The 13,754-nt window shown below is 44.9% G+C and carries 10 protein-coding genes and 1 pseudogene; 2 read left to right on the top strand and 9 right to left on the bottom strand.

All coding sequences use genetic code 11. The features are described 5' to 3' along the window. The first annotated feature begins 17 nt into the window (after positions 1-17). Positions 18-1,049: a hypothetical protein gene (locus LEP1GSC060_RS07095; RefSeq protein WP_002999871.1), complete on the top strand. Its 1,032-nt coding sequence runs from the start codon at positions 18-20 to the stop codon at positions 1,047-1,049. 257 nt (positions 1,050-1,306) lie between these two features. On the opposite strand, the gene LEP1GSC060_RS07090 is transcribed toward LEP1GSC060_RS07095, so the two are convergent. Continuing rightward, positions 1,307-2,194: an alpha/beta fold hydrolase gene (locus tag LEP1GSC060_RS07090; protein ID WP_002999922.1), complete on the bottom strand. Its 888-nt coding sequence runs from the start codon at positions 2,192-2,194 to the stop codon at positions 1,307-1,309. A 131-nt stretch (positions 2,195-2,325) separates the two neighbouring features. Here LEP1GSC060_RS07090 and LEP1GSC060_RS07085 point away from each other — a divergent pair, with 131 nt between their 5' ends. Then, positions 2,326-3,327 carry a class I SAM-dependent methyltransferase gene (locus LEP1GSC060_RS07085; RefSeq protein ID WP_036095679.1) on the top strand — a complete coding sequence of 334 codons (1,002 nt, stop codon included), beginning with the start codon at positions 2,326-2,328 and terminating at the stop codon, positions 3,325-3,327. A gap of 85 nt (positions 3,328-3,412) precedes the next feature. Here LEP1GSC060_RS07085 and LEP1GSC060_RS07080 read toward each other — a convergent pair. The 8 genes and pseudogenes from LEP1GSC060_RS07080 to LEP1GSC060_RS07045 form a co-directional block, all read right to left on the bottom strand. Then, positions 3,413-4,249: pseudogene (locus LEP1GSC060_RS07080) on the bottom strand (TonB-dependent receptor plug domain-containing protein); the annotation flags it as partial. Positions 4,250-4,430: 181 nt separating this feature from the next. Then, positions 4,431-5,114 (bottom strand): response regulator, encoded by a 684-nt coding sequence (locus tag LEP1GSC060_RS07075; RefSeq protein WP_002999939.1) that lies wholly within the window; start codon positions 5,112-5,114, stop codon positions 4,431-4,433. 4 nt (positions 5,115-5,118) lie between these two features. After that, entirely contained in the window at positions 5,119-7,746 is a 2,628-nt protein-coding gene (locus LEP1GSC060_RS07070) for a sensor histidine kinase (protein WP_003000089.1), read from the bottom strand. Further along, a complete protein-coding gene (kdpC, locus tag LEP1GSC060_RS07065) occupies positions 7,743-8,333 on the bottom strand; it encodes a potassium-transporting ATPase subunit KdpC (RefSeq protein ID WP_002999977.1) in 591 nt (196 codons plus the stop codon). The genes LEP1GSC060_RS07070 and kdpC overlap by 4 nt, the downstream gene beginning before the upstream one ends. Before the next feature lie 10 nt (positions 8,334-8,343). Continuing rightward, positions 8,344-10,428 (bottom strand): potassium-transporting ATPase subunit KdpB, encoded by a 2,085-nt coding sequence (kdpB, locus tag LEP1GSC060_RS07060; RefSeq protein WP_002999902.1) that lies wholly within the window; start codon positions 10,426-10,428, stop codon positions 8,344-8,346. A gap of 10 nt (positions 10,429-10,438) precedes the next feature. Next, positions 10,439-12,115 carry a potassium-transporting ATPase subunit KdpA gene (gene kdpA, locus LEP1GSC060_RS07055; RefSeq protein WP_002999885.1) on the bottom strand — a complete coding sequence of 559 codons (1,677 nt, stop codon included), beginning with the start codon at positions 12,113-12,115 and terminating at the stop codon, positions 10,439-10,441. 9 nt (positions 12,116-12,124) lie between these two features. Next, entirely contained in the window at positions 12,125-12,214 is a 90-nt protein-coding gene (locus tag LEP1GSC060_RS07050; RefSeq protein ID WP_036095675.1) for a potassium-transporting ATPase subunit F, read from the bottom strand. A gap of 435 nt (positions 12,215-12,649) precedes the next feature. Further along, positions 12,650-13,753, bottom strand: a complete 1,104-nt coding sequence (locus tag LEP1GSC060_RS07045) for an LIC_10091 family lipoprotein (protein WP_002999920.1) — start codon at positions 13,751-13,753, stop codon at positions 12,650-12,652. Position 13,754: the final 1 nt, after the last annotated feature.

Genomic DNA, 13,754 nt, shown 5'->3' with positions numbered 1-13,754 from the left:
TTTACTCCTATATTCTTATGAATTTTAAACCAACTCAAAATCGTAAAACCTCCTTCAAACGCGTCGTTTCCGTTTTTATTTTTTGCCTTTTTCCGTTTTCCATGTTTTCACAATCCAAAACGAAAAATGCGGATCCTCAAGATGTCGTTCCGTTTGCTCAAATCAACGCGGAAACGAAAACGGAACCGATTCCCGCAAATCAAGCGGCGCTTACGGAAACGAAGGAACCTTCCAAAAGAGTGGATCAGAGAAAGGGGAAGTGGAGTTTTCAATGGGGCTACAATCGCGACTCTTATACACAAAGCGATATCAGTTTTCACGGTCCCGGTTATAACTTCACGTTGAAAGACGTAGTTGCAAAAGATAAACCCGAAAAATTCGATCCGTCCGTTTATCTGAACCCGAGCCTTTGGGAAATTCCGCAATATAACTTTCGTCTAACGTATTATTTTGCGGATAAATTTTTTGTCGCTTTCGGTCAGGACCACATGAAATACGTGATGAGCCGAGGACAAGCCGCCAACATTTACGGTTATATCGATCCGCTTGCGATTCAAAGAGCGCATCTTGCGACTTCCCCCGAATCGTCCATTTATCTTTATCTATTTCCGGACGCCTATAAAAGATTGGAAGGATATCATAACGGAGAAACGATCAACGTAACTCCAGACTTTTTAAAATTCGAACACACGGACGGATTAAATTTTCTTTATATAGATGTCGGAATGATTCAGCCTTTGTTCGTTTCGTCTAACGGAGAAAATGCGTTCAGCCTCGTTTCGTCCGTGGGCGGCGGACCGATCATTTGCAAAAGCGACGTTCGCCTTTTCGGAGAAGGAAAAAACAATCGCTTCCACGCGTCGGGTTACGGAGTTTCCGGATACGTCGCCGGTCGTGCGGACGTTTATCGATCCGTTTTTTTCGAACTCGGCGCCAAGGGAGGATATATCGATCTATCGGATATTTTTACAAACGGACGTTCCAAAGATCGCGCCAGCCAAACTTTCGGATTTTTAGAGTTGGTGGTTTTCGGCGGAGTGAATTTTTAAACGACGGCTCCGGCTCGCGGTCAAGTGATTGTGTCTTATTTTAGCGTGAGCCCGTGGGAAAAAGTTTGGGCGAATCCGGCCCCGTTTTTACTTACGGAAAAAACGGGGCCGGACCGCGCTCTTTGCTCCAATCTGCAAAGCAACATGTTATCATATTCGTATATTCCAAAGTATTCATTTTTGGAGTCATGTTGCATTGCAGGATTTCCGCTACGATCGCTTTCGCATCGGTTATACGGAACTCACGTTAATCGGTGTTAGGCGGAATGTTTGACGATAAACTTTTGAATGAGATCGGTCACTAAATCGGGTTGTTCCCTATGAACCCAGTGATTGGAATCAAGTTTATGAATTTCTAATTTTTCCACGTAGTCGTACGCGTTTTCATAAACCTCCGGTAAAACGATAAAATCCTTTTGAGGAACGATCAATTGTACCGGAACTTTGATATTGGAAGGGGCCGAGATCACCGTTTGACCGAACAATAATTCTCGGAACAGGTTGATGGGCGCCATCGTCGCGCCGTAGATATCGTTTTTGTTTACGTTCCTCAGAGAATCTTTTTTGGGAACTCCGCCTAGATCCATGATCCGTTTGTAAATCGATTCTCCGAAGTTTTGCCACACGAATTCCGGCAACATAGGAATCTGAAAAAACCAGATATACCAGGAGCGAAAACCCTGATCGATCACTTTTCCCCAGTTATCGAGATTGAGGCTGAATAGATCGTCGATCATACGTTTACCCGCAAGCCAGGGATGCGGGCCGGAAATAGCCGTAAAGGATCGTACATATCCTGAATATTCAGGATCGCTAATGAATAACCAACCGAGCGCCGCTCCCCAATCGTGACCGACTAAGTGAACCTTCTTATCCTTGGAAAGAAAACGGATCGCTTCCAAAAAATCGGGAAAAATCGCCGCGTAGTTGTACTCGGATTGTTCCGAAGGTTTGGAGGATCTTCCGGAACCTCTCAGATCGATCGCGCCTAAACGATATTTGTCTTTTAAGGAATCGATCTGTAAGTCCCAGGTCCTATGTGTGTCGGGATAACCGTGCAGGAACAAGATAACGTTCTTCGAATCCGTTTCCGAATAAGAGAGAAATAATTTTACTTTTTGATTTTCTAGGTATGTATATTTCAAAATTTCAACTCGCTTCTTCGATTCGGAAAATAAGAAAACTTTCCGCAATCTTCGCGACCGTCCAGTCTTTTTAGGGAATTTCGATTTTTGTTCTGATTGGATTTTGACGGGGATTTTAGGATTCTGGTTTTATGACGGAAAAACGATTCGATAAAACCAATTCGTTTAACGATTCCGGAAATCCGACGGTGATGTTTCGAAATCGTATAACGAGAATGTCCAAACATTGGAAAAAATGGGCGCGTAAAAGAAACATAGAATGTTTTAGAATCTACGATCGGGACATCCCACAGGTTCCCGTCAGCGTGGATCTCTACGGACCTTATTGCCAAATCTCCGCGTATAAAAACGATTACGAAATTTCGGACGAAGAAAGAGAAAGGGAGAACGCGGAAATCGGTCGGATTGTCTCCGAGACGTTGAACCTCGAACCCGATTGCATTTTTTGGAAAAAAAGAGAACCCAAAAAAGGAAAAGAACAGTACGAAAAACAATCCGAACAAGCGGAGTTGTTCGAAGTGGGGGAGAACGGACTTCGATTTTACGTGAACTTATCCGATTATCTCGATACCGGATTGTTTTTAGATCATAGAATCACGAGGGAACTCGTTCGCAAAGAAGCAAAGGGAAAAAAATTTCTAAATCTTTTTTCTTATACGGGATCGTTTACCGTCTACGCGGTGTCAGGCGGGGCCACCGAAAGTTTAAGCGTGGATCTTTCCAACACGTATCTGGCTTGGGCCGAAGAAAATTTGAAGTTAAACGGATTTTCCCTTACAAAACATCGTTTACTCAGAGCGGATGTGACGGAATGGCTTTATCAGGAAAGAACAAATCCGAATCGGAAAAGATACGATCTGATCGTGGTCGATCCTCCGACCTTTTCCAACAGTAAAAAGATGACTAACGTCTTCGACATACAAAAAGATCACGTCGAGATCTTAAACGTTCTCTATCGGGAGTTTGCGCTTCCCGGAGCCGTATTGTATTTTTCAACGAACTTTAGAAAGTTTGAATTTTCGGAAAAATCCGTTCTCTGGGAAAATTCGAAAGACATCACGAAGACGACACTTCCGGATGATTTCAGAAACGAAAAGATTCATTATTGCTGGAGAATGGAAAAGCCGCTTTGAATGGCCGACCTCCGATTTCAAATGCGCAGTGTGCCGAACGAAGTCCGGAGGAAACCCACTCTAATGTCGCGGCAATCGTATATCTTTAAAACTGCATTTGTATTCCGAAGTTAAACATCGGAATCTTAGTTTTGCCGACTTCCAGCCCGTTTTGATTGATGTAACCCGTAGCAGGGTTTACGTTCGGGATATAAGGAGCCAGAGTATTATAAAGATTTTTTGTGACCGCGATCCGATTTCCGGTGAGATTGACGATTTCAAGGTACAAATCCAATTTTGCCCAACTCGTAGATATAAAACGATCGAATCGAATATCGATTTGATTGTAAGACGGAAGTCGCGCGGACCTGATATCGTTTGAATATGTGGGAGTGTAAAGATTTACGGAATTAACGGGAGTCAGTTCCGATCCGACAATCGGAGTATATGCATAATTCGTTAAGTGAATGATTCTCGTTCCGATTTGCCATTGGTCCTTGTATTTCCAGCCGCCGACTAAACTGAACATGTGTGTTCGATCCAAATCGTAATATTCTTCCTTGGAATTTTTCTTTAGAACCTCGACGTTACCGTTGTCGTAGACGTTCGTATAATAATCCTTGGATACGTCCTGGTACAAAACCCTATGATTTTTAGCCAGTTCGTTATGGGCTTGGAGTTCGGTATCGTTTAGAAGGGGTTGATTTCTATTTCGTTTTGTCAAAGAGTTCGTATAGGAAATCCAACCGAAAAATCCGGAGTCCTCCGGGATTTCTTTTTTGATCATCAACTCGAATCCTTTGGACCAACCGGACATGGAGTTCGAGTAGTTCACGCTTTTCTGAGGAACGAGTTCCGTGTTTTGATTGTTCAATCCGGAAACGAGATTGTTGATGTCGGCGGCAGAAGAGTTGTAAATAAAATCGTCTCGAACGGCCAAACTGTAAATTCCCGCCTCTCGAAGAGGCGGAACGGCTAAAAATAAATTCTTGCCAAGACCGATGATAAACCCCTCTCGAGGGCGGAAGAGCAAAAATAAGTCGGAGTCCAAGTTAGAAAGGAGCCGTTTGTTTTAGTCGGAATTTAAACGAAAATTCTAAATGATATATTATAAAAAAAGAATATTATATATTTATGGATAGTCTATAGCCGACTCCGGGTTCGGTCAAAAGTAACTCCGGATTGGAAGGATCGGGTTCTATCTTTTTTCTGAGACTCGCGACGTGAACTCGTAGAGGCCCCGATTCGTTTTTTGCAAACGGTCCCCAGACGTGACGGATGATCTGCTCCTGGGTTAAAACCTTTCCGGCGTGTTGGATCAAAAGAGATAAAAAAGAATATTCGATCGGAGTTAGATGCACGGTCTTACCCGAAACCTGAACGTTTCTATTTGCCAAGTCCACGTATAAATTTCCCGAAACAAAAATCGGCGAACCGGGCTCCTGAGTTTTATTTCGAAGTGCGACTCGAATTCTTGCGAGCAGTTCTCCCATACTAAACGGTTTTGTAATATAGTCGTCGGCTCCGCCGTCCAACAGGGAAATTTTTTCAGGGTCCGAGGAAAGAACGGTCAGAACGATGACGGGGGTTTCGCTCCAGGTTCGGATTTCGCGAAGAGCCGTAATTCCGTTTCCGTCCGGAAACTGTAAATCCAAAAGAATCACGTCCGGAGACTCCTTGGCCGCTTTGAGGATCGTTTCCCGAATCGTCGCCGATTCGATTACGTCGTAGTGAGAGGCGTTTAAACTGATCCGGATCATCTTTCGGATTCGATCGTCGTCGTCCGCAACCAGAATTTTAGGATTCATACGTTCAGCCCGACTTTACCGGAATCTCGATACAAAATCTGGCGCCTCCTTCTTTTCGGTTTTCCGCGATCAATGTCCCACCGTGTGTTTCGACGATGGACTTGCTGATAGAAAGCCCGAGTCCGCTCCCTACGTGAGTTCGGTTTTTACTTCTATAAAATTTTTCGAATATCTTTTCCAGTTCTTCTTCCGGAATTCCGGGGCCGTCGTCTTCCACCGTGTACTTCATTTTATCTTTTTTGCTTATAAGTTCTATGGAAACGGGAGAACCTTCGGGGGATATCTGAACCGCGTTGAATACCACGTTAAAAAGCGCCTGTTCCATCAAAGTAAAATCCATCCAAGTAGGAATCGGATTTTCGGGAAGATGAATTACACAACGACTGTTTTTCACCGTTTGTCTGAGTCTTCTTACTACTACGTGAACCAAATCGGACGGATCGTGCCAATCCATTCTCAATTTCAAAAAACCCGATTCATAACGGCTCATGTCCAGCAGATTGCCGAGAAGAAGATTGAGAATCATACTACTTTCGTTGATTTCGTTTAACAATTCCACGCGGGCTTCCTTGGAATCGTTTATCTCCGGCTCCAGAAGAGCGGTGACCGCTCCTCGAATCGCGGAAAGCGGAGTTTTCAATTCGTGTGAAAGAGAATTGAATATGATCGTGTACAATCTTTCGGATTGATTGGCGAGATATCTCGTTCGAGTTTCTTCGGACAATAACTCTCTTTCGAGCGCGAGCGCGATCTGATTTCCCATCGTTAACAAAAGATTTTCCTGATCCAAGTTCGGTCTTTCGCTCAGCAGGATTCCCATAACTCCGATCAATTTACCGGGAGCGACCATAGGAAAGTAAGTTCCTAAAGATAAGGACAAAGTATCCGTAAATTTTCCGGCGGGGATCTTATTCTTATAAACCCAGTTTGCAACGGCGGTCTCTTTAGAGTCCGGAAAAAAATTTCCGGCTCGAGAGGAATTGGAATCAATGCTGCCCTGATTTTCCAAAAGGATCGTTACGTCGGTCTGAAAAACTTTTTTGAGATATTCGGCTCCGGTTTGTGAAATCTGGCGAATTTCTCTCGCGTGTCCCAATTCCTTGGAAAGCTCGTATAACGTTGTTAAACGAAGTTCCCGATTGACCAGGGCTTTTTCTTTTTGTCTCAGTCTGGAAGTTACGTTTCCGATGATGATGGATATAAAAAGAAAGGAACCGAACATCAGAACGTCTTCCAGTTTTTCGATAAAAAAAGTGTATTTGGGAGGAATGAATAAAAAATCCCAGAAAATTCCGGATAATAATCCCGCTAAAATCGTCGGACCCTTGGAAAAGAAGGATCCGATTCCCGATACGAAAAAAAGATATAAAAAGGAAATGCTCCAGTAGCCCGTGATCGGTTCCAGGAAAAGACTGATACAAGTCGCCGATAAAATCAAGGTTACGGACGCTACGTATTGTTTTCCGCCGGAAGAAGTTTTGAGAAGTCGATCGAGTACGGATTCTTCTCCGGCAAAGGAAGTGTGATCGTAGGGGATTAAACAGAGTTCGAAGTTGGAAGTCGTCCTCGCGAGTTTGGACGCGGGTGAATTCCATTTTTTCCACCAAGACATCGGAGGTTTTCCTAATACAACCCGCGTTATGTTCTTTTGCTCCGCGATCCTAAGGATCGCGTCCACCGGATCTTCGTCCGCGGCGTAGAGAATTTCGGATCCGAGTTCTCTCGCAAAACTCAGGTTCTTTTCGAGCTGCCCTAAATTTTCTTTGGAAAGATTTTCCCTCGTTTGATTGTAGATCGCGAACAATTCTCCGTTCCGTTCGTATGCAAGACGTTTCGCATAACGTAACAAGGAATAGGAATGTGGACTCGCGCCGATCGCAACGAGGATTTTTTCCCTGAACTGAGTCGAGTCCGGAGAAGTGTTGACGTGCCTTGCGGTGTAGTTGAGCGCGGTCTCGCGCAGAAAGGTCAGATTTTCCTTTTTAAAAAAATGATCCCCGGCCAGATCCGCTTTTTCCGGAACGTAGACCTTACCTTCTTGAAGACGTTTTCTGAGATCGTCGGGAGAAAGGTCGATCAGCAGGATTTCGTCGGCCATATCCAAAACCGAGTCGGGAATCGTTTCCCTGATTTTTACCGAAGTATTTTTTTCGACCGCCTCCACTTGACTTTCCAAATGTTGAACATTCAAAGTTGTGAATACGTTGATGCTGTGGTTTAATATTTCGCTTACGTCTTGGTATCGTTTGACGTGTCTGCTTCCGGGGATATTGGTGTGAGCGAATTCGTCTACTAATACGACTTCCGGTTTTCGTTTGAGAACGGCGTCTATGTCCATCTCTTCGAATTGGATTCCCCTATGTTCTATGTTTTTTCTCGGTAGAATTTCCAATCCTTCCAGTAATTCTTCGGTTTCTTTACGTCCGTGTGTTTCGATATAACCGACTACTACGTCCACACCTTCTTTTTTGAGCGCACGGGCGGCGTTTAACATCGCGTAGGTTTTGCCGACTCCGGCCACCATCCCGAAAAAAACTTTGAGTCTTCCGGAAATCGCTTTTTGTTCTTCCGCTTGGATCTTACGGAGAAGTTCGTCCGGGTCCAATTTGGATTTTTCGTTCCATTCAATCATTCTAATATTTTTCCAAATTCGGAATCCAATTTCAAGTTCAATCGGAGTACGTTGATCCGTTTTTCACCGATATAACCGAGGGAAGGTTTTTCGATTGATTGTTCTACGGTTTTTTGGAATTGCAGAATCTGCTTTTGTGTAAGTTTTCTCGCAGATATAACGCGGTTCATTTGGAATTGCACCGCGGCCGGACTGATATGAGGATCAAGCCCCGATCCCGAAGCGAACAATAAATCGGGTGGAACGATCGTTTGTCCCGGATGTTTTTCCAAAAGAAACTTCTTTCTTTCGTCGACTCTCGCCTTTAAAGATGCGTTAGTCGCACTCGCGTTGGACGCTCCCGAGGCTACCGTTGTATGATCTCCCGCGGAAGGTCTAGGCCAGAAATATTCATTTTTTGTAAATTTCTGAGCGAGCAGTTCGGAACCCACGATTTTATCGCGGACGGAAATCAGGCTTCCGTTTGCCTGCGACGGGAAAAAACGTTCGGCAAATCCGGTTACCACGATCGGATAAAAAATCCCGGTGACGAAAACGAGGGTCAAAAGAACTCGGATTGCGATCGACGCTGTATTTAAGAAAATCATAAAATTCTCCTCAATTCATTCCGGATAGAACTAAAATCATATCGATTCCTTTGATTCCTAAGAAAGGGGCGACGATTCCTCCCAATCCGAAGATCAAAAGATTTCGCTTTAAAATTTTATCGGCGCCTAACGGTTTATAGGCGACTCCCTTAAGTGCGAGAGGAATCAAAGCCGGAATGACTAACGCGTTGAAGATGATCGCGCTTAACACAGCGCTTTTCTGCGAGCCGAGCTGCATCAGATTTAAGACGGACAAAGGACCGCCTAACGTATCGGACGTCGCGTAAAAAGATCCGAACAACGCCGGAAGAATGGCGAAGTATTTTGCGACGTCGTTTGCGATGCTGAACGTGGTCAAGGCGCCTCTTGTCATCAGAAGTTGTTTTCCGATTTCCACAATTTCGATGAGTTTACTCGGATTGCTGTCCAGATCGATCATGTTTCCCGCTTCTCTTGCGGTTTGAGTACCGGTATTCATCGCCACACCCACGTCGGATTGTGCAAGAGCGGGGGCGTCGTTGGTTCCGTCTCCGATCATCGCGACGAGATACCCTTTGCTCTGTTGTTCCCTGATTTTTTTCAGTTTGGTTTCCGGGGTCGCTTCCGCAAGAAAGTCGTCCACTCCGGCTTCCGCTGCGATCGCCGCCGCCGTGAGTTGATTGTCTCCCGTGATCATGACCGTTCTGATTCCCATTTTACGAAGGCTTGCAAATCTTTCCTTGAGTCCGCCTTTGACGATGTCTTTGAGTTCGATGACTCCTAGGAGTTTATTGTCTTCCGCAACGAGGATCGGCGTACTTCCTTTTTGGGAAACTTTTTGAATAACGTCTTCCATATCGGGAGAAATTTTTTGACTGAAGTTATAGAGATAGGTTCGTATCGCGTCCCCGGCGCCTTTGCGGATTTTTCGGATCGTTTTGCCGTCTTTTTTCAGATCCAGTCCGCTCATCTTTGTCGAGGCGCTGAAAGCAATGAACTCTCCTTCCATCTCCGTCAGATTCCTTTCCCGAATTCCGAACCTCTCTTTTGCTAATACGACAATGGATCTTCCTTCGGGAGTTTCGTCCGCGAGAGAGGAAAGTTGTGCGACATCGGCCAGATATTTTTCCTCCACGCCTTTTGCGGGGTAGAATGCTCTTGCCTCTCTGTTGCCTAACGTGATCGTTCCGGTTTTATCCAAAAGAAGAATGTCTATGTCTCCCGCCGCTTCGATTGCTTTGCCGCTTTTTGAGATCACGTTAAACCGAATGAGACGTTCCATTCCCGAAATTCCGATCGCGGAAAGTAAACCCGCGATCGTGGTCGGAATCAAACACACTAAAAGAGAAATCAAAATCGGGATCGAAAGATCCGCCTCTTTGCCACCTTGTTTGGCGACGAACTCCGCAAAAAACGGAAGACTGATCACGGCGATCAAAAAGATAAAAGATAAACCGGACAATAACATCGTAAGCGCGATCTCGTTCGGAGTTTTTTGACGTTTGGCTCCTTCTACAAGAGCGATCATCTTGTCCAAGAAGGTGTTTCCCTGTTCCGCAGTGATACGAATCGTGATCTTGTCGCTTAACACTCTGGTTCCGCCGGTGACCGCGCTTCTGTCTCCGCCGCTTTCACGGACTACGGGCGCGGATTCTCCCGTGATCGCGGATTCGTCCACACTTGCGATTCCTTCTATGATTTCTCCGTCCCCGGGAATCAGGTCTCCCGGTTCGCATAAAACTATATCACCGATTTTTAATGTAGTTCCGGGAATGGGTGCGATCTTGCCCTCTACGAGTTTTTTAGCGACGATGTTGTTTCTCGTTTTTTTGAGGCTGTCGGTTCTCGCTTTGCCTCTTCCTTCCGCGATCGCTTCGGCGAAGTTCGCAAAAAGTACCGTAAACCAGAGCCAAAGACCGATCTGTAGATTAAAGGAAGAATACGTTCCGTTACGGAGATCCCTAAAAAAAATCCAAGTCGTGAGCAAGGCTCCCAAAAATACGATAAACATCACCGGATTTTTTGTCTGGGAAATAGGATTCAACTTTTTGAATGTATTAATTACCGCTTCTTTTAAAACTCCCGATTCGAAAAAAACTTTCGATTTACGACTCATTGGATTCTCCTTAAAACGTTTTTCCTTGAAGCATTAGGAAATGCTCAAGTATCGGTCCGATCGTAAGGACCGGAAAAAAAGTGAGCGCTCCCACTATGACGATCACCGATAAGAGTAAAACGTAAAAAGTTCCGCCTTCGACGGAAAAAGAACCTTCCGATACGATCTCGGATCTTTTTTTAACCGCGACGTTTCCCGCAATCGCCAAAACGGGCAAAATGACTCCGAACCTTCCGATCAACATAACAAGTCCTATCATAGAATTGTAATACGGTGTGTTCGCGTTCAAACCGGCAAACGCACTTCCGTTGTTTCCGGCTGCGGAAGAGAACGCATAAAGAATTTCGGAAAGTCCGTGCGGTCCGGCGTTTGAAAGAGAGGATAACGCGTTCGGAACACTTACGGAGATCGCCGTAAACAAAAGAATGACCGTGGACGGTAAAAGAATTCCTAAAATCGACATTTGAATTTCCTTCTTTTCGATTTTTTTACCCAAGTATTCCGGGCTGCGTCCTACCATAATCCCGCTTAAAAAAACGGTAAGGAGAATGAACAGAACCATCCCGTACATTCCGGCTCCCACTCCGCCGAAAACGATTTCGCCCAACTGTATATTCAATATTCCTACTAAACCTCCGATCGGAGAAAAACTGTCGTGCATGGAATTGACCGATCCGTTAGACGCCACCGTGGTTGCAACTTCCCAAATCGAGCTGTTTAGAATTCCAAATCTGGTTTCTTTTCCTTCCCAAAAGCCGAGGGTTCCGGATATCGGATTCCACGAGGATTCGGAGGTCCAAACGACGAGTATTCCGGCGCAAAAGATCGTGAACATCGCGGCGAAAATCACCCAAGCGTGTTTGAGATTTCCGGTAATTCTTCCGTATAAAAATACGCAGGCTCCGGGAAGAATGAGGATGGAGAACATCTGAAGGAAATTGGAAAGCGGGGTTGGGTTCTCGAAAGGGTGCGCGCCGTTGACTCCGAAAAATCCTCCTCCGTTGGTTCCGAGTTGTTTGATTGCAATCTGAGAAGCCGCAGGCCCCAAAGGAACGATCTGTTGTGCGCCTTCCAAAGTTGTCGCCGTTATGTAATCCGAAAAAGTCTGCACAACTCCGGAGGCGACCAAAATCAAGGAAAAAACGAATGCAAGAGGTAAAAGAACGTATAACGTTCCTCGGATTAAATCTTTCCAGAAATTTCCAAACGCAAAAGCATTAGAATTTACTGATAAACCTCTTGCGAGCGCGAGTAGAACACAAAGACCGGTCGCCGCGCTGACGAAATTTTGAACCGTCAATCCTACCGACTGAGAAAAATAACTCAGTACGGCTTCTCCGCTATAAGCCTGCCAGTTCGTGTTTGTTGTGAAACTGACGGCGGTGTTGAATGCAAGGTATATATCAAGTCCGGGAAAATTTCCGGGATTGAGGGGAAGATAATTCTGAAAAACCAAGATCAGAAATAAAAGAATACAACCTAAAAAATTGAATGTCAAAAGGGAGATCGTGTATTCCTTCCAGTCCATATTACGTTTCGGATCAATTCCGCAGAGCCTGTATAAAATCAGCTCGAATCTTAAGACCTTGGAAGAGACGTATACCTTGTACAACCAAAGGCCGAACAAAGGAGAAAAGATCACGATTGAAAAAAGGAAGATCGAGAGCTGAATCCATTCCGTCGCCATAAAAGCTCCTTAGAATTTTTCCGGTTTGAAAATCGAATACGCCAAGTAGGTTAGGCAGACTCCGCCCATTCCCAGAGCCAAAATTGTCTCTAAATTCATAATATATAATTTCCTGAATATAGGTTCGGAAAGACGGTTTTAGTCGGACGGCTTTTCGGTTTGAACGGAAAAAGTGTCGCAGAAGTTATTTTCATGTTCCAAGTAGATCACGGAGTAGTCGTAGAGTCAAGATCGTCCGGTTAAACAAATGGAAAACGAAGTTAAGAAGTTGTTAGGATTTTGTCGGCGGGGGATTTCCGAATGAAATTATCTTTACGGCGTAGTTTGAAGAACGCCAATAAAAAACGATTTGTTGCGTTACTCAAGCGATCCTTAGAGCGCGAAGTGTTGAGTTCCTTTTACTTGAACGTGAGTTCGGTATAAGAAATGCTACAGCGAGCCGGTCCGCCGTGAAAGATTCAGCTCTATTAGAAAATCATACTTTTTGCAAGTAATAGTTCGCGCTCTTCGTGGGGACGCCAACCCCTAACCCCTTTACCGTGCGGGTTGAGTCGTTTTGGTTCGGTCTGCGGCGGTAGTCGTCGAAGTCGGCGCGGGAGTTACGACCGGTTCCTTATCCACGACGGTGATCCCGTTCTTCTTGTCGACGGTTCCGCCTTCCACCATAATTTGTAAGGAGCGAAGTCCCGGTTTGTCGCTCGCGAGCCATTTTTGGAAGTTGGAAATTTTTTGAACGCAGTAGTGAAAACCTCTGTCCGTGGAAATTTCGGAACCCGGGGACCAAGGAAAGAGATCTTTACGAACGGAAATCGTTCTTACTATAAGAGAGTTTTCTTCGATCGGAAGATTGAGAATGGAATTTTTAAATTCCCGAGGATAAGCGAAGTATTCCTCCGCGTTGCTGAAATAAACGATTCCTACTTTATGACCCACTTTTTTCAAAGTGTTTCCGATTCCGGTTAACGTGGTATTTCCGAGAAGGTTTCCGCGAACGGGTAAAATTCTTTCCTCGACCGCCAACTTGCGAATATAAGAATATTGTTCGTCGTCGGTTTGGAACATCTTGTAGTTGTATTTTTTAGAAAGCATCAGGTTGGTTTTGTGACGCCTGCGGATAAACGGAGAAGCCTGTTTGTAAACCTTCTTGTAAACTTCGGGATCGGCAAGAGAGGTTTGAATCAGTTCGAGAGCTTCCTTTTCCCCTTCCTTTCCCCAAAGACGGATGAAGTCTTCCTTCTTCTCTCCTTTTTTTAGGAAAAGAATCGTGATCGTGTTCGCGTGAACTACGATCTGGGTAAAGTCCATTAGATAAATGAAATCCGATTTGGCCCAAGCTGCGATCGTGAGGTTCTGTTCCGATCCGACTCCCACGTAAGCGTTGCCAACGTTTTGAACGTGAGGGATCAGAAGATCCAAACGGTCTTCGTTGGAAACGGTGGTATCGCCTACGTCCCATTTGGTGGGAACGAGCGTTTCTTGAGGAGTTTCCTTCAAAGTACCGAGTTTGGAAACGAGATCCCGTTCGCTTAGGGAACGGCCTTGGCTTTCTTCGATTTTTTCCGATCCGGAACAAAACGAAAAAACGAAAACGAACATCGTAAGAATGAAATAAATTCCTAATTTAGAATTATTGAACATA

Source organism: Leptospira weilii serovar Ranarum str. ICFT (genome assembly GCF_000332415.1).
Classification (GTDB): Bacteria; Spirochaetota; Leptospiria; order Leptospirales; family Leptospiraceae; genus Leptospira; species Leptospira weilii_A.
Note: the sequence above shows the minus strand (reverse complement) of the source record. Positions and strands in the feature narration are given on the sequence as shown.

Bases quoted from the DNA above. Each gene is read 5' to 3' on its own strand.
- LEP1GSC060_RS07095 (WP_002999871.1), top strand. From the start codon at position 18: ATGAATTTTAAACCAACTCAAAATCGTAAAACCTCCTTCAAACGCGTC.
- LEP1GSC060_RS07085 (WP_036095679.1), top strand. From the start codon at position 2,326: ATGACGGAAAAACGATTCGATAAAACCAATTCGTTTAACGATTCCGGA.
- LEP1GSC060_RS07075 (WP_002999939.1), bottom strand. From the start codon at position 5,114: ATGAATCCTAAAATTCTGGTTGCGGACGACGACGATCGAATCCGAAAG.
- LEP1GSC060_RS07070 (WP_003000089.1), bottom strand. From the start codon at position 7,746: ATGATTGAATGGAACGAAAAATCCAAATTGGACCCGGACGAACTTCTC.
- kdpC (WP_002999977.1), bottom strand. From the start codon at position 8,333: ATGATTTTCTTAAATACAGCGTCGATCGCAATCCGAGTTCTTTTGACC.
- kdpB (WP_002999902.1), bottom strand. From the start codon at position 10,428: ATGAGTCGTAAATCGAAAGTTTTTTTCGAATCGGGAGTTTTAAAAGAA.
- kdpA (WP_002999885.1), bottom strand. From the start codon at position 12,115: ATGGCGACGGAATGGATTCAGCTCTCGATCTTCCTTTTTTCAATCGTG.
- LEP1GSC060_RS07050 (WP_036095675.1), bottom strand. From the start codon at position 12,214: ATGAATTTAGAGACAATTTTGGCTCTGGGAATGGGCGGAGTCTGCCTA.
- LEP1GSC060_RS07045 (WP_002999920.1), bottom strand. From the start codon at position 13,753: ATGTTCAATAATTCTAAATTAGGAATTTATTTCATTCTTACGATGTTC.